22 protein-coding genes and 1 tRNA gene are annotated in these 24,113 nt (G+C 66.6%); 11 read left to right on the top strand and 12 right to left on the bottom strand.

The genetic code is table 11. From position 1 onward, the window contains the following. Positions 1–43: 43 nt before the first annotated feature. Genes thrC through moaD form a run of 3 tightly spaced genes read left to right on the top strand, consistent with a single transcriptional unit; the run spans position 44 to position 3,015 of the window. Entirely contained in the window at positions 44–1,519 is a 1,476-nt protein-coding gene (thrC, locus tag AB3347_RS24445) for a threonine synthase (RefSeq protein ID WP_369094299.1), read from the top strand. Then, complete coding sequence (gene glp, locus AB3347_RS24440; protein WP_369094298.1) at positions 1,519–2,751, top strand: gephyrin-like molybdotransferase Glp; 1,233 nt, start codon at positions 1,519–1,521, stop codon at positions 2,749–2,751. The genes thrC and glp overlap by 1 nt, the downstream gene beginning before the upstream one ends. 6 nt (positions 2,752–2,757) lie before the next feature. Beyond that, positions 2,758–3,015, top strand: a complete 258-nt coding sequence (gene moaD, locus AB3347_RS24435) for a molybdopterin converting factor subunit 1 (RefSeq protein WP_369094297.1) — start codon at positions 2,758–2,760, stop codon at positions 3,013–3,015. A gap of 41 nt (positions 3,016–3,056) precedes the next feature. On the opposite strand, the gene dctP is transcribed toward moaD, so the two are convergent. The 5 genes from dctP to AB3347_RS24410 form a co-directional block, all read right to left on the bottom strand. Next, complete coding sequence (dctP, locus tag AB3347_RS24430; RefSeq protein WP_369094296.1) at positions 3,057–4,073, bottom strand: TRAP transporter substrate-binding protein DctP; 1,017 nt, start codon at positions 4,071–4,073, stop codon at positions 3,057–3,059. 241 nt (positions 4,074–4,314) lie between these two features. Then, positions 4,315–4,545: a hypothetical protein gene (locus tag AB3347_RS24425; protein WP_369094295.1), complete on the bottom strand. Its 231-nt coding sequence runs from the start codon at positions 4,543–4,545 to the stop codon at positions 4,315–4,317. Positions 4,546–4,573: 28 nt separating this feature from the next. Next, entirely contained in the window at positions 4,574–5,542 is a 969-nt protein-coding gene (locus tag AB3347_RS24420; RefSeq protein WP_369094294.1) for an alpha/beta fold hydrolase, read from the bottom strand. Beyond that, positions 5,539–5,754 (bottom strand): helix-turn-helix transcriptional regulator, encoded by a 216-nt coding sequence (locus AB3347_RS24415; RefSeq protein WP_369094293.1) that lies wholly within the window; start codon positions 5,752–5,754, stop codon positions 5,539–5,541. Before AB3347_RS24415 ends, AB3347_RS24420 begins: the two co-directional genes overlap by 4 nt. Beyond that, complete coding sequence (locus AB3347_RS24410) at positions 5,751–6,137, bottom strand: hypothetical protein (RefSeq protein WP_369094292.1); 387 nt, start codon at positions 6,135–6,137, stop codon at positions 5,751–5,753. Before AB3347_RS24410 ends, AB3347_RS24415 begins: the two co-directional genes overlap by 4 nt. Positions 6,138–6,279: 142 nt before the next feature. On the opposite strand from AB3347_RS24410, the gene AB3347_RS24405 reads away from it, so the two are divergent. Next, positions 6,280–7,533, top strand: a complete 1,254-nt coding sequence (locus AB3347_RS24405; protein ID WP_369094291.1) for a TIGR03862 family flavoprotein — start codon at positions 6,280–6,282, stop codon at positions 7,531–7,533. On the opposite strand, the gene AB3347_RS24400 is transcribed toward AB3347_RS24405, so the two are convergent. The 6 genes from AB3347_RS24400 to hpnC all read right to left on the bottom strand — a co-directional run bounded on the left by AB3347_RS24400 (position 7,517) and on the right by hpnC (position 12,453). Then, on the bottom strand, positions 7,517–8,323 hold the full coding sequence (locus AB3347_RS24400; protein ID WP_369094290.1) for a DUF2807 domain-containing protein: 807 nt from the start codon (positions 8,321–8,323) through the stop codon (positions 7,517–7,519). The genes AB3347_RS24405 and AB3347_RS24400 overlap by 17 nt on opposite strands. Before the next feature lie 3 nt (positions 8,324–8,326). Beyond that, positions 8,327–9,139, bottom strand: coding sequence for a DUF1700 domain-containing protein (locus AB3347_RS24395; RefSeq protein ID WP_369094289.1), 813 nt, complete (start codon positions 9,137–9,139; stop codon positions 8,327–8,329). A 12-nt stretch (positions 9,140–9,151) separates the two neighbouring features. Continuing rightward, positions 9,152–9,304 (bottom strand): hypothetical protein, encoded by a 153-nt coding sequence (locus AB3347_RS24390; RefSeq protein ID WP_369094288.1) that lies wholly within the window; start codon positions 9,302–9,304, stop codon positions 9,152–9,154. Positions 9,305–9,334: 30 nt separating this feature from the next. After that, positions 9,335–10,741, bottom strand: a complete 1,407-nt coding sequence (gene hpnE, locus AB3347_RS24385) for a hydroxysqualene dehydroxylase HpnE (RefSeq protein ID WP_369094287.1) — start codon at positions 10,739–10,741, stop codon at positions 9,335–9,337. Then, a complete protein-coding gene (gene hpnD, locus AB3347_RS24380; protein WP_369094286.1) occupies positions 10,728–11,561 on the bottom strand; it encodes a presqualene diphosphate synthase HpnD in 834 nt (277 codons plus the stop codon). Before hpnD ends, hpnE begins: the two co-directional genes overlap by 14 nt. 82 nt (positions 11,562–11,643) lie before the next feature. Beyond that, a complete protein-coding gene (gene hpnC, locus AB3347_RS24375) occupies positions 11,644–12,453 on the bottom strand; it encodes a squalene synthase HpnC (protein WP_369094285.1) in 810 nt (269 codons plus the stop codon). A 113-nt stretch (positions 12,454–12,566) separates the two neighbouring features. Between hpnC and AB3347_RS24370 the strand changes: the two genes are divergently transcribed. From AB3347_RS24370 to lon, 7 genes are all read left to right on the top strand, one after another. Next, positions 12,567–13,715: an efflux RND transporter periplasmic adaptor subunit gene (locus tag AB3347_RS24370; protein WP_369094284.1), complete on the top strand. Its 1,149-nt coding sequence runs from the start codon at positions 12,567–12,569 to the stop codon at positions 13,713–13,715. Further along, positions 13,712–16,810 carry an efflux RND transporter permease subunit gene (locus AB3347_RS24365; RefSeq protein WP_369094283.1) on the top strand — a complete coding sequence of 1,033 codons (3,099 nt, stop codon included), beginning with the start codon at positions 13,712–13,714 and terminating at the stop codon, positions 16,808–16,810. The genes AB3347_RS24370 and AB3347_RS24365 overlap by 4 nt, the downstream gene beginning before the upstream one ends. Before the next feature lie 259 nt (positions 16,811–17,069). Next, positions 17,070–17,156: transfer RNA gene (locus AB3347_RS24360), tRNA-Leu, on the top strand. A gap of 31 nt (positions 17,157–17,187) precedes the next feature. After that, the gene (gene tig / locus AB3347_RS24355; RefSeq protein ID WP_369094282.1) at positions 17,188–18,528 is read left to right on the top strand and encodes a trigger factor; all 1,341 of its coding nucleotides are present in this window, start codon (positions 17,188–17,190) and stop codon (positions 18,526–18,528) included. A 219-nt stretch (positions 18,529–18,747) separates the two neighbouring features. Further along, positions 18,748–19,365, top strand: coding sequence for an ATP-dependent Clp endopeptidase proteolytic subunit ClpP (gene clpP, locus AB3347_RS24350; protein ID WP_277477554.1), 618 nt, complete (start codon positions 18,748–18,750; stop codon positions 19,363–19,365). 159 nt (positions 19,366–19,524) lie between these two features. Next, entirely contained in the window at positions 19,525–20,793 is a 1,269-nt protein-coding gene (gene clpX, locus AB3347_RS24345; RefSeq protein WP_369094281.1) for an ATP-dependent Clp protease ATP-binding subunit ClpX, read from the top strand. 256 nt (positions 20,794–21,049) lie between these two features. Next, positions 21,050–23,461, top strand: coding sequence for an endopeptidase La (gene lon, locus AB3347_RS24340; protein ID WP_369094280.1), 2,412 nt, complete (start codon positions 21,050–21,052; stop codon positions 23,459–23,461). Between the two features lie 57 nt (positions 23,462–23,518). Here lon and AB3347_RS24335 read toward each other — a convergent pair. Beyond that, the coding region (locus AB3347_RS24335) for an IS1595 family transposase (protein ID WP_369094279.1) at positions 23,519–24,113 on the bottom strand (595 nt) is incomplete at its 5' end.

The following is a 24,113-nucleotide window of genomic DNA, read 5'->3' as shown; positions in this document are numbered from 1 at the left end:
ATAATTAAAGTTCAATAGGCCCCCGAACCGGATCTCTACCCGTATGCATTACGTCTCCACCCGCGCGACGAGCGCGTCCGCAGCACGCAATCCCCAAGGCTTTTCCGACATCCTGCTGGCGGGCCTGGCCCCGGACGGCGGCTTGTACCTCCCCGAAGCATACCCGCAGGTCAGCCAGCAGGAACTCGACGCCTGGCGCCAGCTTTCCTACGCCGATCTCGCCTTCGAGATCCTGCGCAAGTTTGCCACCGATATTCCCGACGACGACCTGCGCGCCCTGACGGCGAAGACCTATACCGCCGAGGTTTACCGCAACGCGCGCGCCGACGAATCCGCAGCCAGCATCACGCCGCTGCGCGTGCTGGAAGAGTCCGACGGGCGCAAGCTGATCCTGCAGGCGCTGTCGAACGGCCCGACCCTGGCCTTCAAGGACATGGCCATGCAGTTGCTCGGCAACCTGTTCGAGTATGCGCTGGCGAAGAATAACGACGAACTGAACATCTTCGGCGCCACCTCGGGCGACACCGGCAGCGCCGCCGAGTACGCGATGCGCGGCAAGCGCGGCGTGCGCGTGTTCATGCTGTCGCCGCACAAGAAGATGAGCGCCTTCCAGACCGCGCAGATGTTCAGCCTGCAGGACCCGAACATCTTCAACATCGCGGTCGAAGGCGTGTTCGACGATTGCCAGGACCTGGTCAAGGCGGTCTCGAACGACCTGTCCTTCAAGGCGCGCCACAAGATCGGCACCGTCAATTCGATCAACTGGGCGCGCGTGGTGGCCCAGGTGGTGTACTACTTCCGCGGCTATCTTGGAGCGACCACCAGCAACGACCAGAAAGTCTCGTTCACCGTCCCGTCGGGGAACTTCGGCAACATCTGTGCCGGCCACATCGCCCGCATGATGGGCCTGCCGATCGACAAGCTGGTGGCGGCCACCAACGAGAACGACGTGCTCGACGAATTCTTCCGCACCGGCGTCTACCGCGTGCGCAAGGCGGCCGAGACCTACCACACCAGCAGCCCGTCGATGGACATCTCGAAGGCGTCCAACTTCGAGCGCTTCGTGTACGAGCTGGTGGGCCGCGACGCCGAGCGCACCCATCTGCTCTTCCGCAAGGTCGACACCCACGGCGGCTTCGACCTGTCGGGCGGGCCGGGCAGCGACGGCGACGAATGGAAGCTGGTCGGCCAGTACGGCTTCGCCTCCGGCAAGTCGACCCACGCCGACCGCCTGGCCACCATCCGCGACGTCGCAGACGACTACGGCATCGTCATCGATACCCACACCGCGGACGGCATCAAGGTGGCGCGCGAACACGTACAGCCAGGCGTTCCCATGATCGTGCTGGAAACCGCGCTGGCGGCCAAGTTCAACGAGACCATCCTGGAAGCGCTAGGCACCGACGCCGAGCGCCCGGCCGGCTTCGAGGACATCGAATCGCTGCCGCAGCGCTTCGTCGTCATGCGCCCCGAGGTGGAGGCGATGAAAGCCTACATCGCCGAACGCACGGGACTGTGATGGCTTCCACGACCAAGCCGCCCATGCTGTCGGTGCGCGAGGCCCTGACCCAGCTGCTCGACGCCGCGCGTCCGGTCGAGGGCGTGGAGACGGTGCCAACCCTGGAAGCCAACGGCCGCGTGCTGGCCCAGGACCAGCGCGCCACCATCGACGTGCCTTCCGCCGACAACACCCAGATGGACGGCTACGCGGTGCGCGCGGCCGACTGCGCGGGCGGCAGCGCGACCCTGCGCGTGACCCAGCGCATCCCGGCCGGCAGCGTCGGCGTGCCGCTCGAACCCGGCACCGCCGCCCGCATCTTCACCGGCGCCCTGATTCCACCCGGCGCCGACGCGGTCGTGATGCAGGAGCAGTGCGAGGCGGTCGGCGACAGCGTCACGGTCAGGCATGCGCCGCGTGCGGGCGAATGGATCCGCCGCACCGGCGAGGACGTCGCCGCCGGCTCGACCATCCTGCCGGCCGGTACGCGCCTGCGCAGCCAGGAACTGGGCCTGGCGGCCTCGGTGGGCCTGGCCGAACTGCCTGTGCTGCGCCGGGTGCGGGTCGCGGTGTTCTTCACCGGCGACGAACTGGCCATGCCGGGCGAGCCGCTGGCGCCGGGCGCGATCTACAACTCCAACCGTTTTACCCTGCGCGGCCTGCTCGAGAACTTCGGCTGCGTCTTCACCGACTACGGCATCGTGCCCGATTCGCTGGAAGCCACCCGCGCCACGCTGCGCGAGGCCGCCCGCGAGCACGACCTGATCATCACCTCGGGCGGCGTCTCGGTGGGCGAGGAAGACCACATCAAGCCGGCGGTCGAAGCCGAGGGGCGCCTGAACCTGTGGCAGATCGCCGTCAAGCCGGGCAAGCCGCTGGCATTCGGGGAGGTGGCGCGCGAAGGCGGCGCATCGTACTTCATCGGCCTGCCGGGCAACCCGGTGTCGAGCTTCATCACCTTCCTGCTGTTCGTGCGGCCTTTCCTGCTGCGCCTGCAGGGCGCGAGCGGGGCGCTGGAGCCGCGCGGCTATGCGATGCGCGCCGACTTCAGCCTGCCCAAGGCCGATCGCCGCAACGAATTCCTGCGCGTGCGCGTCAACGCGGCCGGTGGGCTCGACCTGTTCCCGAACCAGGGCTCTGGCGTGCTCACCTCGACGGTCTGGGGCGACGGGCTGGTGGACAATCCGCCCGGCCAGGCGATCCAGGAAGGCGACCTGGTACGTTTCATTCCCTTCGCCGAACTCCAGCATTAGGAAGACATGAAGATCAGCTTGCGATATTTCGCCTCGGTGCGCGAACAGCTCGGCGCCGGCCAGGACACCCTCGACTTGCCCGAAGCCGCGACGACGGTTGGCGCGGTGCGGGCGGCGCTGGTGGCGCGGGGCGGTGTGTGGGCCGAGGCGCTGGGGCCGGAGCGCGCGCTGCGCACGGCGTGCAGGCAGGTGATGTGCGGGCCGGACACCGAAGTGGCGGATGGCGACGAAGTCGCGTTCTTTCCGCCGGTGACCGGGGGCTAGGGAGGGGCGGCTGCGCCGCGCCTCCCTGCAAAAGCACCGGGTCAGATCATGGCGATCGACTGCTCCGCCAGTTCCAGCAGCTTCGCGCAGTTGGCGCTGCGCTCGCCGTACTCGCGCCACGCATTCGCGCGCGCGACCGCCTGCCACTTGCGCAGGGCCTCGGCGTTGAGGTCGACGATCTGCGCGCCCGACGCCCGGTAGACGGCCGCCACGTTGGCGTCGTCGGTGCGGGCGGCCTTCATCGCGAAGGATTCCAGCCCGGCGCCCACCGCCATGATCGCGGCCTGCTGCTGCTTGCTCAGGCGCTCGAACACGGTGCGCGACATCATCAGGGGCTCGAACATGAACCAGTAGGCGCCGCCGCGCGCGGTGGTCAGGGCGCGGCTCGACTCCTGCAGGCGGAACGAGATCAGCGAGGTCGAGGAAGTCAGGGCCGCGTCCAGCGCGCCATTGCGCATCGCCGCCGGGATCTCGTTGGACGGCATGTTGACCACCGTGGCGCCGGCGTCCGCCAGCAGGCGGTCCATCTCGTGCGAGCCGCCGCGCACTTTCAGGCCCGCCACGTCTTCCGGATGCAGGATCGGCTTGCCGCGCGAGGCGACCCCGCCGGCCTGCCAGATCCAGCTGACCACCACCAGGCCCTGCTCGTTCAGGATGCGGGTCAGTTCGCGGCCGACCGGCGCATCCTTCCAGGCATAGCCCTGCTCGTAGGAGGTGACCAGGCCCGGCATCAGGCCGATGTTGGCTTCCGGGGCTTCGGCGCCGGCATACGACAGCGGCACCAGGGCCAGCTCCAGGTTGCCGCTGCGCAGTGCGCCGATCTGGGCGTTCGGGGCCATCAGGCGCGAGCCGGGATGGATCGTGAATTTCAGTCCGCCGCGGGTGCGCCGTTCGACGTCGGCCGCGAACATGCGGCACAAGCGGTCACGGAAATCGCCTTCGGCAATGCTGCCGCCGGGGAACTGGTGCGAGATTTTCAGGTTGTTTGGCTGCGCCCAGGCGGACTGCATCCAGAGTGGACTGGACGCGATTGCGCCCAGCATTGTCCTACGGGACATTGCTGCCCTTGTCATTACCGACATACACATCCTCCAAGATGTTGAAACGGACTGCCTTCCCGAATCGTGGCCCCCTCGTCGAGCGGGAAGCCATCGTTCGTTATTGCGCATACAAGAATATTCCTGCCATATCTATTGTCAAGCAGAATCTTATAGCTATGACAAAAATGCATACGCGTCGAGGCGGCAGTATGGCGTCGCCGCCCCTGACCCGTCTTGATCCAGCTTGGAGGAGGGCGACTCAGGCCTTCGGGTCCGGATGGCGGCACATCGCGCACTGGGCGCCGCGCTCGGCGCGGTAGTAGCGCGAGCCGATGAAGATCGCGGCGGACAGCACCGACCAGGCCAGCGACTCGCGCCAGCCGGTCTCGAAGGCCTCGCCGCGCAGGAACACGTCGACCGCGACCAGCAGGGCAAACATCGAACTTGCGGCCAGCAGGTACTGGCCGCTCCAGTAGATCAGTCTTTGCATCGCGTGCTCCCTTGTTGTGCGTGAGGTGTTACAGCTGCTTGAGGAAACGGCGCAGGGCGTCGCGCACCGCTTCGGGCTGGTCGATCATGGCGAAGTGGCGCGCCTTGTCGATCGCCTCGACCTGCAGGCGCGGCGTGCCGGCCATCAGCTCCCGATAATACGCCAGCTTGTCGGCCGCGCTCATGTTGTTCAGGACCGCGGCATCGGGTGCGTAATACGGCGCCAGCACCAGCACCGGCGCCTTGATGGCGGCCAGGCCAGGGCGCAGGTCGCGCGCCAGCACGGCGCCCACATAGCCTGCCACCGCGGCCGGATCGCTGCGCGCGGTCAGCCGGGCGGCGTCGTCGGCCCGGCCCATGTCGACCATGCCGATGCTGCGCATGTATTGCTGCTGCTGGGCGGCGAAGGCGGCGCTGCTCACGCCGGCCATGCGCTGGCGCATCGACTCGGCCAGCGCCGCCCGTTGTTCGGGCGGGGTATCCTCGGTGCGCGGCATGACCGGCAGGCCGTCGATGCTGACCACGCCGCCGATCCGCTCGGGCAGCTGCTCGGCCAGCGCGATCGCCAGCGTGCCGCCCAGGCTGTGGCCGACCAGCACCGGCCTGGCCAGCTTGCGCGAGGCGATCAGTTCCGCCAGTGCGTCGCGCGCCGCGTCGAAGGGATCGCCGGCCACGGCGGGACGGCCGTCGAAGCCGGGCAGGGTCACGACGTAGACGGTGTGGGTGGGCGCGAAGTCGCGCACCAGCTGCTGCCACACCCAGCCGCCGGTCGACAGGCCGGGGACCAGCACCAGGGCGCGCCCGGCGCTGCCGTGGCGCTCGACCAGCATGCCCTCGATCTCGAAGCGCTCGCTCGGGGCGGGCGCCGCGGCGAAGCGGTTGGGCGCGGCCGTGGCCGGCGGGGTGTCGAAGGCCCCGGCGAAGGCGGAAGCGAAGGCGGGCGCGAAGGCGGTGCAGGCGATGCCGAGCAGCGCGGCGTACAAGGGAGATGCTTTCATGCTGACTCCTGGTCGGGGTTGAAGTCGGGGGTGAAGATCGCTTCGATCGGTAGCTGGAACAGCCGGGAAATCGCGAAGGCCAGCGGCAGGCTGGGATCGTAGCGGCCGGTCTCGATCGCGTTCACGCTCTGGCGCGACACGTCGAGCATCTCGGCCAGCTCGGCCTGGCTCCAGCCGCGCGCGGCGCGCAGGGTCCTGATGTGGTTGTTCATCGGTCGAGCAGCTTGCGCACCAGCTGGACCACCAGCACTGAGCCGCACAGCACGCACCATACGGTGAACATCGACAGCTTCGGAAAGCCCGCGGTCTCGAGGAACCCGTAGGTGAAGGTCAGGCCGGCGGTGATGGCCGCGGCCAGCCCGACGTTTTCCAGCTGGCGCATGCGCTGGTATTCGTCGACCCGGGCGAAGTGCCGCACGATCACCCACAGGGCCGCGCAGAAGCCGATCATCGGCGACAGCAGCACCAGGGTGCGCAGCACCCCGTCTTCCATCGGCCGGCCCCAGCGGATGGCGGCCACCAGCAGCACCGTGTACAGCGCGAGCGACCCGAACAGCTCACGGGTATAGGCTTTCGCGATCCGCTTTTCGTGCATGACATGCTCCATGAAGTAAAGTATGCTTTACATCGTAGTCAAGCAAACTAGACATGTCAAGCTCCCTTTACATCATGCCCCACATTTTATGCAGGGCGCAAACTCGACTACAATGCCGCTCCTTTGCCTCCCCTGAATGCCGATGAGCCAGCATCCCAGCCAACCCCCACGTGTCGCCGTCATCGGCGGCGGCCCCGCCGGCCTGATGGCGGCCGAGGTCCTGAGCGCCGGCGGCGTGCAGGTCGACGTCTACGATGCCATGCCCTCGGTCGGGCGCAAGTTCCTGCTGGCAGGCAAGGGCGGCATGAACATCACTCATTCGGAACCGCTGCCGGACTTCCGCCGCCGCTACGGCGTGCGCGCGCCGCAAGTCGCGCGCTGGCTGGACGGCTTCGATCCGCAGGCGGTGCGCGACTGGATCCACGCGCTCGGCATCGATACCTTCGTCGGCAGTTCGGGCCGCGTGTTCCCGCGCGAGATGAAGGCCGCGCCGCTGCTGCGCGCCTGGCTGCACCGCCTGCGCGAGGCCGGGGTGCGCTTCCACATGCGGCACCGCTGGCTGGGCTGGCAGGACGGCCGCCTGCGCATCGCCACACCGGAAGGGGAGATCCTGGTCGAGGCCGACGCCACGGTACTTGCCCTGGGCGGCGCCAGCTGGGCCAGGCTCGGTTCCGACGGCGCCTGGGCGCCGCTGCTGGCCGGGCAGGCGGTCGAGGTGGCGCCGCTGGCGCCGTCCAACTGCGGCTTCGATGTCGACTGGAGCGCCCATTTCAGCGAACGATACGCCGGCGCGCCCTTGACCACCGTCGCAGTCGCCTGGCGCGACCGGGAAGGCGCGATGCACCAGCGCCAGGGGCAGTTCGTGGTCACGCACAGCGGCATCGAGGGCAGCCTGGTGTATGCGATTTCCGCCCCGCTGCGCGACCAGATTGCCCGGGACGGCAGCGCCACCGTATGGCTCGACCTGCTGCCGGACCTGGACGCCGCGCGCGTGGCGGCGGAGGTGAACCGCCCGCGCGGTTCGCGTTCGATGTCCAGCCACCTGCAGGGACGCCTCGGGATCAAGGGCGTGAAGGCCGGGCTGCTGCACGAATGCCTGACGAAGCAGGCGTATGCCGATCCGGACCGGCTGGCGGCGGCGCTCAAGGCGCTGCCGGTGGTAGTGAAGCGTCCGCGCCCGATCGATGAAGCGATCAGCAGCGCCGGCGGGGTGCGCTTCGAAGCCCTGGCGCCGGACAGCAGCATGCTGCGCGCGCTGCCCGGGGTATTCGTGGCGGGGGAGATGGTCGACTGGGAGGCCCCGACCGGCGGCTACCTGCTCACCGCCTGCTTCGGCAGCGGCCGCGCCGCCGGGCGCGACGTGCTCGACTGGCTCGGGCTTACTCCGAGAAAGTAACCGCGCCGCTGCCGGTGCGGCTGACGCTGCGCTCGGCCGGGTTGCCGACCACCTCGATGTCGCCGCTGCCCGAGATCGCCGCGGCCACGGTCTCGCGCGCCTGCACCGTGCTGCGGCCGGAGCCGGTCTGGCTGACCTCGACCTTGTCGGCGCGCAGGTGGCGCGCGTCGAGTTCGCCCGATCCGCTGGCGTTGGCGTGCAGTTCGCGCGCGCCGCCGACGATGCTCATGTGTCCGGAACCGGTGAGCACGGCGTCCAGGCGCTCGACGCCGGCGCCGGCGTTCAGGTCCAGTTCGCCGCTGCCGCTCAGCGCCGCATCGACCTCGCGGAAGCGTCCGTTGAAGCGCAGGCTGCCGCGGCCCTCCATGCGCACCTCGATGCGTTCGCCAGAAAATCCGTTGACCGTGCTCTCGCCGCCGCCGTCCACCGTGACGCTTGCCAGTTGCGGCAGCACCATCTCGACCTCGAGCGGATGGCGGTGGTTCAGCACCATGCCGCGGATGCCGATATGTAGCACCGCGCCGTCCGCGCTGACGTCGATGTTGTCGAGCAGGCGCGCTTCGCCGCGCACCTTGAGCGAAGGCGTGGCGCCGTAGCGCAGGCTCAGGTTGATCGGTCCGTCCAGGTCGACCGCGTTCACCCCGGCCGGGACCTCGCGCGTCTCGCTGGCCACCCGGCGGCCTTCGGCGGCCGCGGTCACGCCGTTGGCGCGCAGCGCCGCGTAGCTCAGGCCGATCAGGACGAAGGCCAGCAACAGCAGGCTGAATCCGACTCTCAGGAGCGCGCGCATGGCTCAGGCCCCCTTCAGCAGCGACAGGTTCATCTTCAGGTAACGCTTCAGGCCGATGAAGGTGTAGCGGGTGATGACCAGCGACAGCAGGAACAGCAGGATCCCGCCCAGCACCATGCCGAGGCCGAAGAAGGTCTGGGTGGTGCGCGATTCGCCGTCCATGTCGGTGGTGATGTGGACGCCGGCATCGGCCACCTTTTCGGCGCGCCGGATCACCACCGAGGAGCCGGCCTCGTCGTCCGTGGCCGCGCCCGCGTCCTGGTCGGGGGAGGCGGGGGCCTTGTCCTCGTCGATATGGATGCCGTGCCGGCCGATCGAGACCCGGGTGCGCGCGTTGTCGACGCGCTCGCGGCGCTCGCCGGATTCCAGGACCTCGATCCGGTGCAGCGGGTTGTTCAGCACCAGCTCGTTGGCGCCGGCCAGGCCGCTGGCGGTGATGGCGATGCCCGACACGTAGAAGCCGAGTGCGGTGCCGTAGACGGCGATCAGCAGCGAGGCATACACGGCGGCGGGAATCGCCATGAACAGGTTGAACACCAGCAGGCCCAGGCCGGCCAGGCTCACGCGCAGGGCATTGGTGGGCGACTTCTTTTCGTTGAAGGCCTTCATGTGGGCGCTGGCGCGCAGCGTCACCGCGACCTTGCGCGGGTCGCCCAGTTCCTCGGCGATGCTCGCCTCGCTGCGCCCGGCCGCCACGCCGTCCACGAAGCGCTGCTCGTACCAGGCCAGGGTCTTGGCCTGGGTTTCCGGCGGCAGGCCGCCCAGCGCCCGCTTGAGCGCGTCGAGATAGTCCAGTTTACCCATCGGTTCGCTCATCTGCAGCAGTTCTTAATGATGACCGACGACCGGGATCGAGCCAATCGCCAGCGCGGTGGCCGGCGCGGAGCCGCCGATGAGTTCGGGCTGCACCAGCACGGCCGTGCTGAACACCACCAGGGCCACCAGGGCCAGGGTCCGCAAACCGATTTGGAGATTGCTCATGGTATGAAATCCGTCAGACCTGTTTCGATGCTATGAGCTTACGGAAGGGGGCGCCACGGCGCCATCGGCGTGCGACAGGCTGCGTTTTTCGCGGGGCAGGGTGCCGTAGGCGCGGATAAGCTTCGCCGCTTCCACCCCGCTGCGTACCGCGGTCTCCAGGGTGGCCGGGTAGTCGCTGGCGGTATAGTCGCCCGCCAGCGCCAGCCCGGGCAGCCCGGTATCGTTGCCGGGCCTGGCCAGGTCCGGGGTGCAGGAAAAGGTGGCGCGCTTCTCCGTGATCACGCGCGTCCAGCGCGGGGCCGCCAGTTCCGGGCGGCGCAGGTCCTGCGCCAGCTGGCCGGCAATGGCGGCGGCCAGCGCGTCCTGGCCGAGCTGGGCGGCGTCGCCGGCGGCGCTGACCACCACCGCCAGCAGGCCCGGCTGGGCCGCGTCGAGCTGGCCGCGGTCGAAGGCGAACTGGCCCCAGCGCCCCTGCGCCGGGTCGTCCAGCAGGGCGTAGAAGGGCAGGTCGAGGCGCAGGGTTTGCTCGTACTGCAGGTAGCAGGTGGCGATTGGCTCGTAGTCCAGCGCCGTCAACTGTTCGGCCAGCGCCGGGGCGTGCGCGGCCAGCAGCGCGGCCGACTGGGTGGCCGGGGTGGCCAGCACCACGGCATCGAACTGCGCCACGTTTTCGGACAGCGCGAGCTGCCAGCCGTCGCCGGCGCGGCCGAGGGCGGTCGCCTTGACGCCGCCAAGCACCCGGCCGCCGTGCGCTTCCAGGTAGCGCGCCGCGGCCTGCGGAAACAGGGCGCCCATGTCCAGGCGCGGCAGCAGCATGTCCGAGGCGGCGCGGCGGCTGGCGCCGAGGCTGTCGCGCAGCACGGCCAGGAACACCTTGCTCGACGCGCGTTCGGGCGGGGTGTTGAGCGCCGCGATGCACAGCGGATGCCACAGCAGCCGGTTCAGGCGTGGGGTCTGGTCGAAGCGCGCCAGCAGTTCCTCGACCGTGCAGTCGTGGTACAGCACCCAGCCCATCCAGCGCGCGGCGCTGGTGAAGCGGGCCAGCGCCAGCTTGTCCTCGCGCGCCAGGCCTTTGGCGCGCAGCAGGGCGCCGAACAGGTGCAGCGGCGCCGGCCAGCGCGGCGCCACGAAGTCCATGCCGCCGCTGCCCTCGGGGTAACGCATCTGCACCGGCAGGCGCAGCAGGGCGGCGTCGGGATCGATGCCGACCTGGCGCAGCTGGCGCAGGGTTTCGCGGTAGGCGCCCAGCAGGATGTGCTGGCCGTTGTCGAGCAGGGTGCCGTTCACCTCGACGGCGCGGGCGCGGCCGCCGAGGCTGCGTGCGCTTTCCACCAGGGTCACGCGGGCGCCGGACGCCGCCAGTTCGACCGCGGCGGCGCAGCCGGCCCAGCCGCCGCCGACGACGGCGACGTTCAGGCCATGCTCAGGTGCGGACATAGGTCTTCCAGGCCAGCCACAGCTTGCGCAGCGGCGTGAGCGAGATGCGCTGGTTCAGTACCTGGAACCTGTCGCGCGCGATCTCGTCGAGCAGGGTGCGGTAGATCGCCGCCATCATCAGGCCCGGGCGCTGGGCGCGCCGGTCTTCCTTCGGCAGCAGGGCCAGGGCTTCGTCGTAGGTGCGCTGGGCGCGCTCGTTCTGGAACTGCATCAGGGCCTCGAACTTCTCGCTGTGGCGGAAGTTGAGGATGTCGGCCGCGGTCACGTTGAACTGCTGCAGCTCGTTCACCGGGATGTAGATGCGGCCCTTGCGCGCGTCGTCGCCGACGTCGCGGATGATGTTGGTCAGCTGGAAGGCCAGGCCGAGCTTCTCGGCATAGGCCAGGGTCGCGGGCCGGGTGTAGCCGAAGATGCTGGCCGACAGGATGCCGACCACGCCCGCCACCCGCCAGCAGTATTTCTGCAGGCCGGCATAGTCGAGGTAACGGCTCTGGTCCAGGTCCATCTCCATGCCGTCGATGATCGCCTGCAGGTGCTGTTCTTCGAGCTTGTAGGTGGCGACGTGCGGTTGCAGCGCCTGGGTCACCGGGTGGGTCGGGCTGCCCTTGTACATGGTCGAGACCTCGGTGCGCCACCAGGCCAGCTTGATGCGGGCCACCGACGCGTCGGAGGTGTCGTCGACGGTGTCGTCGACCTCGCGGCAGAAGGCATACAGCGCGGTGATCGCACGGCGGCGCTCCGGCGGCAGGAACAGGAAGCTGTAGTAGAAACTGGAGCCGCTTTGGACCGTCTTTTGCTGGCAGTATTCGTCGGGGGACATGTATTTATTGCTCTTGGTATGCGATGCGAATCCGCTATCTTAGCCGATGCGGCGCTCGACAGGCGAGGGAAGGGCGGCCGGTTCACATGCGCAGGGCGCGCCAGCCGACCGCGATCCAGTCGGCCGGGGCCAGGGTGGGGCGGCGCCGGAACACGTCGTATTCGGCCTTCTCGATGGCTTCCAGGATGCGCAGGCCGCCCTGCACCATGAGGCGCAGCTCCCAGCCGACGCGCCCCGGCAGCCGGTGCGCCAGCGGCGCCCCGCTCAGCATCAGCGCGCGCGCACGTTCCACTTCGAAGCGCATCAGCGCGCGCCAGGCCGGGGTCGCCGGGCCGGCGCGCAGCTCGGCTTCGCTCAGGCCATGGCGTTCCAGGTCTTCCAGCGGCAGGTAGATACGGCCCTTGGTCAGGTCGATCGCGACGTCCTGCCAGAAGTTGACGAGCTGCAGGGCCGTGCAAATGGCGTCCGAATCGCGCAGGTTGCGCTCATCCACCGCATCGTACAGTTCCAGCATCAGGCGTCCGACCGGGTTGGCCGAGCGCCGGCAATAGTCCAGCAGGGCCGTGTAGTCGGCATAGCGGCCGGTGAGCACGTCCTGGCGGAAGGCGGACAGCAGGTCGTGCATCGGCCCTACAGGCAGACGGAAGTCGCGCACCACCCCGGCCAGGCGCGCGAACAGCGGATCGGCCGGCGTCAGGCCGCGTTCGATGGCGGCCAGCTCCCGTGCATAGCGCTCCAGCTCGGCCAGGCGTTCGGGCGGCGCGGCGTCGCCTTCGTCGGCGATGTCGTCGGCGCTGCGCGCGAAGGCGTAGATGGCTTCGACCGCCGGCACCAGGCGGCGCGGCAGCAGGAAGGAGGCAACCGGGAAGTTCTCGTAATGCTCGACGGGCATATTTGACTGTTGACTCTAATCTCGGGTTCTTCGTTGTTTCCCTGATTATAATTGCTTGTTTACAAATACTCTAATTTGCCACGCCAGGCGGCAGACCACCACAGGGAATCCACGTGTTCGCTCTTTCACAACGTCCGTCCATCCGCATTGCATACCGCGCGCCGCTCGTCCTTGCCGCGCTGGCCTTGCTGGCCGCCTGCGACAAACCCGCTCCCAGCGCGGAAGAGCCGCGGCCGGTGCGCGCCATCACGCTGGCGGCCGGCGGCGGCGCCGAGCGTGTCGCATTCTCGGGCGACGTGCGGCCGCGCTATGAATCGCGGCTGGGCTTCCGGGTGGGCGGCAAGATCGTCGAGCGCAAGGTCGACGTCGGCGCTACTGTTTCAGAAGGGCAAGTCCTGATGCGGCTCGATCCCCAGGACCTGCGCCTGGCCGAGGCCCAGGCGCGCGCCAGCCTGCGCGCCGCCGAAACCGAGCGCGACCTGGCCCAGGCCGACTACCGGCGCCACCAGGACCTGCGCGCCCGCAATTTCGTGAGCCAGGCGCTGCTCGACGCCAAGCAGGCGGCCCTGCGCGCGGCCCAGGCCAATGTCGACGCGGCGCAAGCCGGCCTGCGCGGCCAGTCGAACCAGGCCGGCTATGCCAACCTGGTAGCGGACCGGATGGGCGTGGTGACCGCGGTCGATGCCGAGGTAGGCCAGGTGGTGGCGGCCGGCACGCCGGTGGTGCGCGTGGCCCGCACCGACGAGAAGGAAGTCGTGATCGGCATTCCCGAAGACCGGGTCGAGCAGCTGCGCCAGGCCAGCGAGGTCCAGGTGCGCCTGTGGGCCAGGCCCGACGAGCGCATTCCCGGCAAGATCCGCGAAGTCTCGCCGGTGGCCGATCCGGCCACCCGCACCTACACCGTCAAGGTGGCGATTCCGGCGCGCGCCGAGGTCCGGCTGGGCATGACGGCGACCGTGGAGATGGCGGCGCCGGGCAGTGCGCCTGCGTCCGCCCTGCGGGTGCCGCTCAGCGCCCTGGTGCACGACCGGGGCGCGAGCGCCGTCTGGGTGGTGGAAAACGGCGCGGTGCAGTTGCGCCGCGTGCAGCTGGCCGGCCAGGCGGGCAACGACATGCTGTTGTCCGGCGGGGTGCAGCCCGGCCAGACGGTGGTCACGGCCGGCGTGCACCTGCTCAAACCCGGCCAGAAGGTGCGCATCCTGACGGCCGACGTGGCGCGCCGCAGCGATACCGAGGCTGCCGCCGGCGGAGCCGGCCAATGAGGGGCTTCAACCTGTCGCGCTGGGCGCTGGAACACATCCCGCTCACGCGCTACCTGATCGCCGCCCTGCTGATCGGCGGCATCCTGAGCTACCAGCAGCTGGGCCAGGACGAGGATCCGCCGTTCACCTTCCGGGCGATGGTGGTCAGCGCCGCATGGCCGGGCGCCACCGCGGTGCAGATGGCCGAGCAGGTGACCGACCCGCTCGAGCGCACGCTGCAGGAGACACCCTACATCGACCGCATCCGCAGCTTCTCCAAACCGGGCGAGACCACCATCCAGATCGAGCTGCGCGAATCGACGCCGCCGGGCGAGACCGCGGCGACCTGGTACCAGGTGCGCAAGAAGATCGGCGACATGGCGGCCACCCTGCCGCAGGGCGTGATCGGGCCTTTCTTCAACGACGAGTTCGGCGACACCTACGGTTCGATCTTCGCCTTGTCCGGCGACGGCTTTACCCCGGCCGAGATGCGCGACTACGCGGACTTCGTGCGCCAGCAGCTCTTGACCGTGCCATTGGTGGCGAAAGTCGAGCAGTTCGGCGTGCAGGACGAGAAGCTGTACATCGAATTCTCCAGCAAGAAGTTCGCCCAGCTCGGCCTGCCTTTCGAACAGGTCGTCAACCAGATCGCCACCCAGAACCAGGTCGAGGCCAGCGGCGTGCTGGTGACGCCGAGCGACTACCTGCAGGTGCGCGTGAGCGGCGCCCTGAAGTCGGTCGAACTGCTGGAAAACCTGCAGCTGCGCGCCGGCGGCACCACCTTCCGCCTGGGCGACTTCGCCGTCGTGCGGCGCGGCTACCAGGATCCGCCCAAGGACAAGATGCGCTTCAACGGCAAGGAAGTGATCGGCCTGGGCGTGTCGATGGAGAAGGGCGGCAACATCATCAAGCTGGGCAAGGGCCTGGACCAGGCCGTGTCCCGCATCAAGGCCCAGCTGCCGGTCGGGATCGAACTGGAACGGGTGTCGGACCAGCCGCAGGCGGTCACCGCCTCGGTCAACGAATTCGTCAAGGTGCTGGTCGAAGCCGTGATCATCGTGCTGGCCGTGTCCTTCGTTGCGCTGGGCCTGCACACCAAGCCGAAGCTGCGCATCGACGTGCGCCCCGGCCTGGTGGTGGCGCTCACCATTCCGCTGGTATTGGCGATTACCTTCCTGTTCATGCGGGTGCTCGACATCTCGCTGCACAAGATCTCGCTCGGCGCGCTGATCATCGCGCTCGGCCTGCTGGTGGACGACGCCATCATCGCGGTCGAGATGATGGTGCGCAAAATGGAAGAGGGCCTGTCGCGCTTCGAGGCGGCCACCTTCGCCTACACCTCGACGGCGATGCCGATGCTGACCGGTACCCTGATCACGGCCGCGGGCTTCCTGCCGATCGGCCTGGCCAAGTCGGCCGCGGGCGAGTACACCTTCACGATGTTCTCGGTGAACGCGCTGGCGCTGCTGGTCTCGTGGGTGGCGGCGGTGGTGTTCACCCCCTACATCGGCTACGTCCTGTTGCGCGTCAAGCCGCACGACCATGGCGCATCGTCGCACGACGTGTTCGACAGCCCCGCCTACGAGCGCTTCCGGCGCCTGGTGAACTGGTGCGTCGAATGGCGCAAGACCACCATCGCGCTGAGCCTGAGCGTGTTCGCGATGGGGGTGTTCGGCTTCAGCTTCATCGAGAAGCAGTTCTTCCCGGATTCCAGCCGCCCCGAGCTGATGGTCGAGATGTGGTCGCCCGAGGGCACCAGCTTCGCCGCCAACGAGGCCGTGGTCAAGCGCTTCGAAGGCTTCCTGAAGCGGCAGCAGGGCGTGCAGAGCGTGACCAGCTACGTGGGCACCGGCAGCCCGCGCTTCTACCTGCCGCTGAACCAGATCTTCCCGCAGTCGAACGTGTCGCAGCTGGTGGTGCTGCCGGTCGATGCCGAGGCGCGCGAAGCGCTGCGCGTGAAGATCGAGGAAGCATTCCGCACCGGTTTCCCCGAGGTGCGCGGGCGCGTGAAACTGCTGCCGAACGGCCCGCCGGTGGCCTACCCGGTGCAGTTCCAGGTGCGCGGGCCCGACATCGGCATCGTGCGCGGCGTGGCCGACCAGGTGAAAGAGGTCATGCGCGCCAACCCGAACGCCGTGGGCGTCAACGACGACTGGAACGAGGCGGTCAAGGTGCTGCGCCTCGATCTCGACCAGGACAAGCTGCGCGCGCTCGGCCTGAGCTCGCAGGCGGTACGGCGGGCGATCAACACCACGCTCACCGGCACCCCGGTCGGCCAGTTCCGCGAGACCAACCGCCTGATCGACATCGTGGTGCGCCAGCCGCTGGAAGAGCGCTCGACCATCGCGCGCCTGTCCGAGGCGCTGGTGCCGATGCCGGGCGGCGGCGCCGTGCCGATCGGCCAGGTGGCGCGGGTGGCCTTCGCCTGGGAGCCGGGCGTGGTCTGGCGCGAAGGCCGCGAGTGGGCGATCATGGTGCAGTCGGACGTGGTTGCCGGCATCCAGGGACCGACCGTCACCGCCCAGGTGGACGGCAAGCTCGCCGCGATCCGCGCCAAGCTGCCGGCCGGCTACCGCGTCACGGTGGAAGGGGCGGCGGCCGACAGCTCCGAGGCCGAAGCCTCGATCATGGCCAACGTGCCGCTGGTGCTGTTCATCGTGTTCACCCTCTTGATGCTGCAGCTGCACAGCTTCTCGCGCTCGCTGCTGGTGTTCCTGACCGGACCGCTGGGCATCGCCGGCGCCGCGATGGCGCTGCTGGTGTTCGACCGCCCCTTCGGCTTCGTGGCCAACCTGGGCGTGATCGCGCTGTTCGGCATGATCATCCGCAATTCGGTGATCCTGGTCGACCAGATCGAGCAGGACATCGCCGCCGGAGCCGAGGCCTGGGATGCGATCGTCGAGGCGGCGGTGCGCCGTTGCCGGCCGATCCTCCTGACCGCGGCGGCGGCGGCGCTGGCCATGATTCCGCTGTCGCGCTCGGTGTTCTGGGGGCCGATGGCGGTTGCCATCATGGGCGGCTTGCTGGTGGCGACGGCGCTCACGCTGCTGTTCCTGCCGGCCTTGTATGCGGCGTGGTTCCGGGTCAGGAAGCCGGTCGGCACGAAGCCGGTGTAGGTGTTGGAATCGAAGCCCCGGCCTGGGCCGGGGCGACGGTGCCGCAGGTGATGCCGGGCGCATCTGCATATGGCCGAGTTGGCCTTCTCTATATGGATGAGCTCAAAACCCGCGCACACGGCGCAAAAAACGCCCCAGTAGTGTCAGAAAATCCAGTAAAATAATTGATTGAAGTTGTAGCCCCTAAACAGAGGAGTGCAGGGCGGCCGGTTTCACTGTCGGGCGCCCTTTGTTTTTGTGGCAAAAATGCAATCCTTCCGCGAGGATGGCGAAATTGGTAGACGCACCAGGTTTAGGTCCTGACGCCAGCAATGGTGTGGGGGTTCGAGTCCCCCTCCTCGCACCACGAATAATTATTTTTTTGGACGATTTTTATAATGGCAACTGCAGTCGAAACCCTGGGTAAACTCGAGCGTCGCTTGACGATCACTTTTCCGGTAGCTGACGTCCGTAGCGAGGTCGAAAAGCGCCTCAAGAAGCAGGCCAAGACGGCTAAGGCCCCGGGCTTCCGCCCAGGCAAGGTGCCGCTCAAGATGGTCGCTGCGCAATACGGTTACCAGATCGAATCGGATGTGCTGAACGACAAGGTCGGCCGCGCCTTCAACGACGCCGCCAACGAGAACCAGCTGCGCGTTGCCGGCTTCCCGAAAATCGAGCCGAAAGAAGACGCGCCGGAAGGCATGCTGGCCTTCGACGCGACCTTCGAGGTCTACCCGGACGTCGTGATCGGCGACCTGGCCAATGTTGACATCGAAACCGTGTCGGCCGACGTGACCGACGCCGAAATCGACAAGACCATCGACATCCTGCGCAAGCAGCGCGTTCACTACCACACCAAGGGTGAAGCAGGCGAGCACGGCACCGGCGGCGAGGCCGTGGCTGCCAACGGCGACCGCGTCACCGTCGACTTCGTCGGCAAGATCGACGGCGAAGAGTTCGCCGGCGGCAAGGCCGAGAACTACGCGTTCGTGCTGGGCGAAGGCCGCATGCTGCCGGAATTCGAAGCCGCGACCGTCGGCCTGAAAGTCGGCGAGAGCAAGACCTTCCCGCTGCCGTTCCCTGAGGATTACCACGGCAAGGACGTGGCCGGCAAGACCGCCGAGTTCACCATCACCCTGAACAAGCTCGAATGGGCCCACATGCCGGAAGTCGACGCCGAATTCGCGCGTTCGCTGGGCATCGAAGACGGCTCGATCGAGAAGATGCGCGAAGACATCAAGACCAACCTGCAGCGTGAAGTCAACGCCCGCATCAAGGCGCGCAACAAGGAAGCCGTGATGGACGCGCTGGTCAAGGCCACCGACATGGAAGTGCCGAAGGCCATGATCCAGCAGGATTCGGAGCGCCTGGCCGAGATGACCCGCCAGGACATGATGCAGCGTGGCATGGATGTCAAGGCCATGCCGTTCCCGGCCGAGATGTTCGCCGACAAGGCCGAACGCCGCGTGCGCTTGGGCCTGATCCTGTCGCAATTGGTGTCGGATAACAACCTGCAGGCAACCCAAGAGCAGGTCAAGGCCCAGATCGAAGACTTCTCGCAGAGCTACGAAGATCCTAAAGAAGTCCTGAAGTACTACTACAGCGACCGTCGCCGCCTGGCCGAAGTGGAAGCTCTTGTTTTGGAAGAAAACGTCGTTAACTATGTCCTCGGCAAGGCGAAGGTCGGCACCAAGGCCATCGCTTTCGATGAACTGATGGGCGGCAACGTCCAGGGTTAATGAATGCCAGCCAGCAAGGCTGTTGTGGTTAAATCGTAGGGTGGGCGGGTCTCCCGCCCACGCGGTGATAGTTGGCAGCAAGATCATCGTGCGCGATGACGCAGCCGATAACGATCACCGCGTGGGCAGCGGAGCTGCCCACCCTACGTGTCTGTGCGAACCGCATACACCTGCTAAGATTGGATTTCTGAACCCCTATTTACAAGGAACGAGACAGGTATGATTCGTAATCCGGCATTGGATACCCAAGCACTCGGCCTCGTGCCGATGGTGGTCGAACAAAGCGGCCGCGGCGAGCGCGCCTATGACATCTACTCGCGCCTCCTCAAGGAGCGCGTGATCTTCCTGGTCGGCCCTGTCAACGACCAGATGGCCAACCTGATCGTGGCCCAGCTGCTGTTCCTGGAGAGCGAGAATCCGGACAAGGATATTTCGCTGTACATCAACTCGCCGGGCGGTTCGGTCTCGGCGGGCTTGGCGATCTTCGACACGATGAATTTCATCAAGCCGGACGTCTCGACCCTGTGCACCGGCCTGGCCGCCTCGATGGGCGCCTTCCTGCTGGCCGCCGGCGCCAAGGGCAAGCGTTTCTCGCTGCCGAACTCGCGCGTCATGATCCACCAGCCGTCCGGCGGTTCGCAGGGCATGGCCTCGGACATCGAGATCCAGGCCAAGGAAATCCTGTACCTGCGCGAGCGCCTGGCGCGCATCATGGCCGAGAACACCGGCCAGAGCATCGAGCAGATCCACAAGGATACCGACCGCGACCGCTTCATGTCCGCGGAAGAGGCCGTTGAATACGGTATGATCGACCGCGTGCTGACCAACCGCGCGTAAAGAGCGCTGGTGCGACGCCGCCAAGGTGTTGCCAAAAAACGCCCGGGCGCATGGTCGTTCGGGCGTTTCGTTTTTATTTCGGGTAGCATGTTCGTGTGCGCACTTGTTGCGTGCTCGTATTAGCGTTATATTCAAGCAACTTATTAACTGACCTGCCCCATGTCTGACAAAAAATCCTCCAGCGGCGAAAAACTTCTGTACTGCTCGTTCTGCGGAAAGAGCCAGCACGAAGTCAAGAAGCTGATCGCGGGACCGTCGGTGTTCATCTGCGATGAATGCATCGACCTGTGCAACGACATCATCCGCGACGAGACTTCCAACGTCGAATCGGTGGCGGGCGCCAAGTCCGATCTGCCGACGCCTCACGAAATCACCGAGCTGCTCGACCAGTACGTGATCGGCCAGCAGACGGCCAAGCGCATCCTGTCGGTGGCGGTGTACAACCACTACAAGCGCCTCAAGCACCTGGGCAAGAAGGACGACGTCGAACTGGCCAAGAGCAATATCCTGCTCGTCGGCCCGACCGGTTCCGGCAAGACCCTGCTGGCCCAGACCCTGGCGCGCATGCTCAACGTCCCCTTCGTGATCGCCGACGCGACCACGCTGACGGAAGCCGGCTATGTCGGCGAAGACGTCGAGAACATCATCCAGAAGCTGCTGCAAAGCTGCAACTACGAGGTCGAGAAGGCCCAGCGCGGCATCGTCTACATCGACGAAATCGACAAGATCTCGCGCAAGTCCGACAACCCGTCGATCACCCGCGACGTGTCGGGCGAGGGCGTGCAGCAGGCCCTGCTGAAGCTGATCGAAGGCACGATGGCGTCGGTGCCCCCACAGGGCGGCCGCAAGCATCCGAACCAGGACTTCGTCCAGATCGACACGACCAACATCATGTTCATCTGCGGCGGCGCATTCGACGGCCTGGCCAAGATCATCCAGAACCGTTCCGAAAAGAGCGGCATCGGTTTCGCGGCCACGGTCAAGAGCCAGACCCAGCGTGCGGCCAGCGAGATCATGATGGACGCCGAGCCGGAAGACCTGATCAAGTTCGGCCTGATCCCCGAGCTGGTCGGCCGCCTGCCGGTGGTCGCCACCCTGAACGAGCTGACCGAAGAAGCCTTGATCCAGATCCTGATCGAGCCGAAGAACGCCTTGATCAAACAGTACTCGAAGCTGCTTGAAATGGAAGGCGCCGAACTCGAAATACGTCCTGCGGCGCTGCACGCGATCGCGCGCAAGGCCCTGGCCCGCAAGACCGGCGCCCGCGGCCTGCGTTCGATCCTCGAGCATGCGCTGCTGGACGTGATGTACGAATTGCCAAGCCAGCAGAACGTGGTCAAAGTCGTGATCGATGAAACTACGATCACGAACGGTGCGAAACCTTTGCTGATTTATAGCGAATCCGCAAAAGCATCGGGTGAAAATTAAAAAAAGGCGCGCACTCTTGCCACAAAAGTCTTGCCGTACGGATTCTTGAAGGTACACTACCTCATAATAAGAAGCCGGCTTCAATCGAAAAGCCACTCGCTGGGATAACCCGGCGGTGGCTTTTTTATTTCAAATGCGCTTCTTATTGGAACGGCCATTGATTTTCTTTTACTTGTAGAAAATATTTACTGCAGCGCTCTTGAGATTTAGCGTTGCAAGGCCCAAGTTCAGCAACACGCTTTCTATAAGGTATGCCATGACAACTTCGAAATTAACCGAGCAAACGACGCTGCCTCTCCTGCCGTTGCGCGACGTGGTCGTGTTCCCGCATATGGTGATACCTCTGTTCGTCGGTCGTCCGAAATCCATCAAGGCCCTCGAAGCCGCGATGGAGCAGGGCAAGAGCATCATGCTCGCCGCCCAAAAAGCCGCTGCCAAGGACGAACCTTCCGCCGCAGACATCTACGAGATCGGCTGCGTGGCCAATATTCTGCAAATGCTGAAGCTGCCTGACGGCACCGTGAAGGTGCTGGTCGAGGGCGCCCAGCGCGCGCGCATCGATCACATCACCGATGGCGCCACTCACTTTACCGCCGAGCTGACCCCGGTCGCCTCGGAAATCGGCGACGATTCCGAAGTCGAGGCCATGCGCCGCGCCATCGTCCAGCAGTTCGACCAGTACGTCAAACTCAACAAGAAGATCCCGCCCGAGATCCTGGCCTCGCTGGCCGGCATCGACGACGCCGGCCGCCTGGCCGACACCGTCGCCGCGCACCTGCCGCTCAAGCTCGAGCAGAAGCAGGTCATCCTGGAAATCTTCAACGTCGCCAAGCGCCTCGAGCACCTGCTCGGCCAGCTGGAAGGCGAACTGGACATCCTGCAGGTCGAGAAGCGCATCCGCGGCCGCGTCAAGCGCCAGATGGAAAAGTCGCAGCGCGAGTACTACCTGAACGAGCAAGTAAAAGCCATCCAGAAGGAACTCGGCGAAGGCGAAGAGGGCGCCGACATCGAAGAGCTGGAGAAGAAGGTGATCGCCGCCAAGATGCCGAAAGAGGCAATGGAAAAGGCGCAGGCCGAGATCAAGAAGCTCAAGCTGATGTCGCCGATGTCGGCCGAAGCCACCGTGGTGCGCAACTACATCGACACCCTGGTGTCGCTGCCGTGGAAGAAGAAATCCAAGGTCACCATCGACCTGGAAAAGGCCCAGCAGGTGCTGGAGGCCGACCACTACGGCCTCGACAAGATCAAGGAACGCATCCTTGAGTACCTCGCGGTGCAACAGCGCGTCGACAAGCTGAAGGCCCCGATCCTGTGCTTCGTCGGTCCTCCGGGCGTGGGCAAGACCTCGCTGGGCGAGTCGATCGCCCGCGCCACCAACCGCAAGTACGTGCGCATGGCGCTCGGCGGCGTGCGCGACGAGGCCGAGATCCGCGGTCACCGCCGTACCTACATCGGCTCGATGCCGGGCAAGGTGCTGCAGTCGCTGTCGAAAGTCGGCGTGCGCAACCCGCTGTTCCTGCTCGACGAGATCGACAAGATGGGCGCGGACTTCCGCGGCGACCCGTCCTCGGCCCTGCTCGAGGTGCTGGACCCGGCGCAGAACCACACCTTCAGCGACCACTACGTCGAAGTCGACTTCGACCTGTCGGACGTGATGTTCGTGGCGACCTCGAACTCCTTCAACATTCCGCCGGCGCTGCTGGACCGGATGGAAGTGATCCGCCTGTCGGGTTACACCGAGGACGAGAAGACCAGCATCGCGCAGCGCTACCTGCTGCCGAAGCAGATCAAGAACAACGGCCTGAAGGAAGGCGAGATCAAGGTCGAGGAATCGGCGATTCGCGACATCATCCGCTACTACACCCGTGAAGCCGGCGTGCGTTCGCTCGAGCGCGAAATCTCCAAGATCTGCCGCAAGGTGGTCAAGATGCTGCTGCTGACCAAGGCCGAGAAGCGCGTCATCGTCAACGCCAAGAACCTGGATAAATTCCTGGGCGTGCGCCGCTACGACTTTGGCGTGGCCGAGAAGGAAAACCAGATCGGCCAGGTGGTCGGCCTGGCCTGGACCGAGGTGGGCGGCGACCTGTTGACCATCGAAGCCGTGAACGTGCCGGGCAAGGGCGCGATCATCCGCACCGGCACCCTGGGTGACGTGATGAAGGAGTCGATCGAGGCGGCCCGCACCGTGGTGCGTTCGCGTGCCCAGCGCTTCGGCATCAAGGCCGAAGCCTTCGAGAAGACCGACATCCACATCCACGTGCCGGAGGGCGCGACGCCGAAGGATGGTCCGTCGGCCGGTATCGGCATGACGACGGCGCTGGTGTCGGCCTTCACCGGCATCCCGGTGCGCGCCGACGTGGCGATGACCGGCGAGATCACGCTGCGCGGCGAAGTGCTGCCGATCGGCGGCCTGAAGGAGAAGCTGCTGGCGGCGCATCGCGGCGGCATCAAGACGGTCCTGATCCCCGAGCAGAACGTGAAGGACCTGGCCGACATCCCGGACAACGTCAAGAACAAGCTCGAGATCGTGCCGGTGCGCTGGATCGAGAAGGTGCTCGAGGTTGCGCTGGAGCGCCAGCCGGAACCGCTGGCCGACGTGGCGGCCGCACCCGTCGCGGTCACCCCGACCCCGGCGGCGGAAGGCTCGACGGACGTGGTCAAGCACTGATCGCTGTGTAGGCGATCGACAAGACAGGCGCTGCGGCGCCTGTTTTTTTTGGCGCTATCACCGTTCGTTGTGGGATGCGCCGCCCAGCGCTATCCGCAGCATGCTTTCGGCCGAGTCAATGCGTTGCCCGTCGACTACCCACTGCCAGCCGAGGTAGTTGGGCAGGTAGCGTGAAGCAACGCCATTGAAGCGCGCCAGCCATTGCCGGAAGCGCTGGTGATAGGCATTCACGTTTTGCACGTGCAACGCGCCGCGGACGCGTTCGCCCGCCCGCAGGTTGACGGCTTCATGCGTGATGCCGGCTGACCGTGCAAAGCTGCGGTAGGCCGGGTGTCCGTCGGTAACCAGGAGGACGTCCGGGTCGAGCACGGGAAACAGGTGCTGGTGCAACTGAGCTGCCGTGACCGCGCCGCGGCCGGTAACGAAGTCATGGGTGCCGCCGGCACGGTCGCGCGCCACCAGCACGCAGACGTGTTCGCTGTTGATGCCGCGCCGCCTGGCGACGCCACCGCGCTTCCTCGGCGGCCGGTCCAGCTGGCGCGAACCCTTCTGCGATTCCAGGAAAAACATCTCGTCGGCCTCGGCGATGCCGGCCAGCTGGGCCGGCCGGTCTGCCTTGGCCAGGTGCAGAAAGCGGTGGCGCCAGCGAAAG

Origin of the sequence: Massilia sp. X63 (assembly GCF_041023745.1) — a bacterium.
In the GTDB taxonomy this organism is placed as follows: domain Bacteria; phylum Pseudomonadota; class Gammaproteobacteria; order Burkholderiales; family Burkholderiaceae_D; genus Telluria.
The sequence above is the reverse complement of the archived record's forward strand: the minus strand, read 5'-3'. Positions and strand labels throughout refer to the sequence as shown.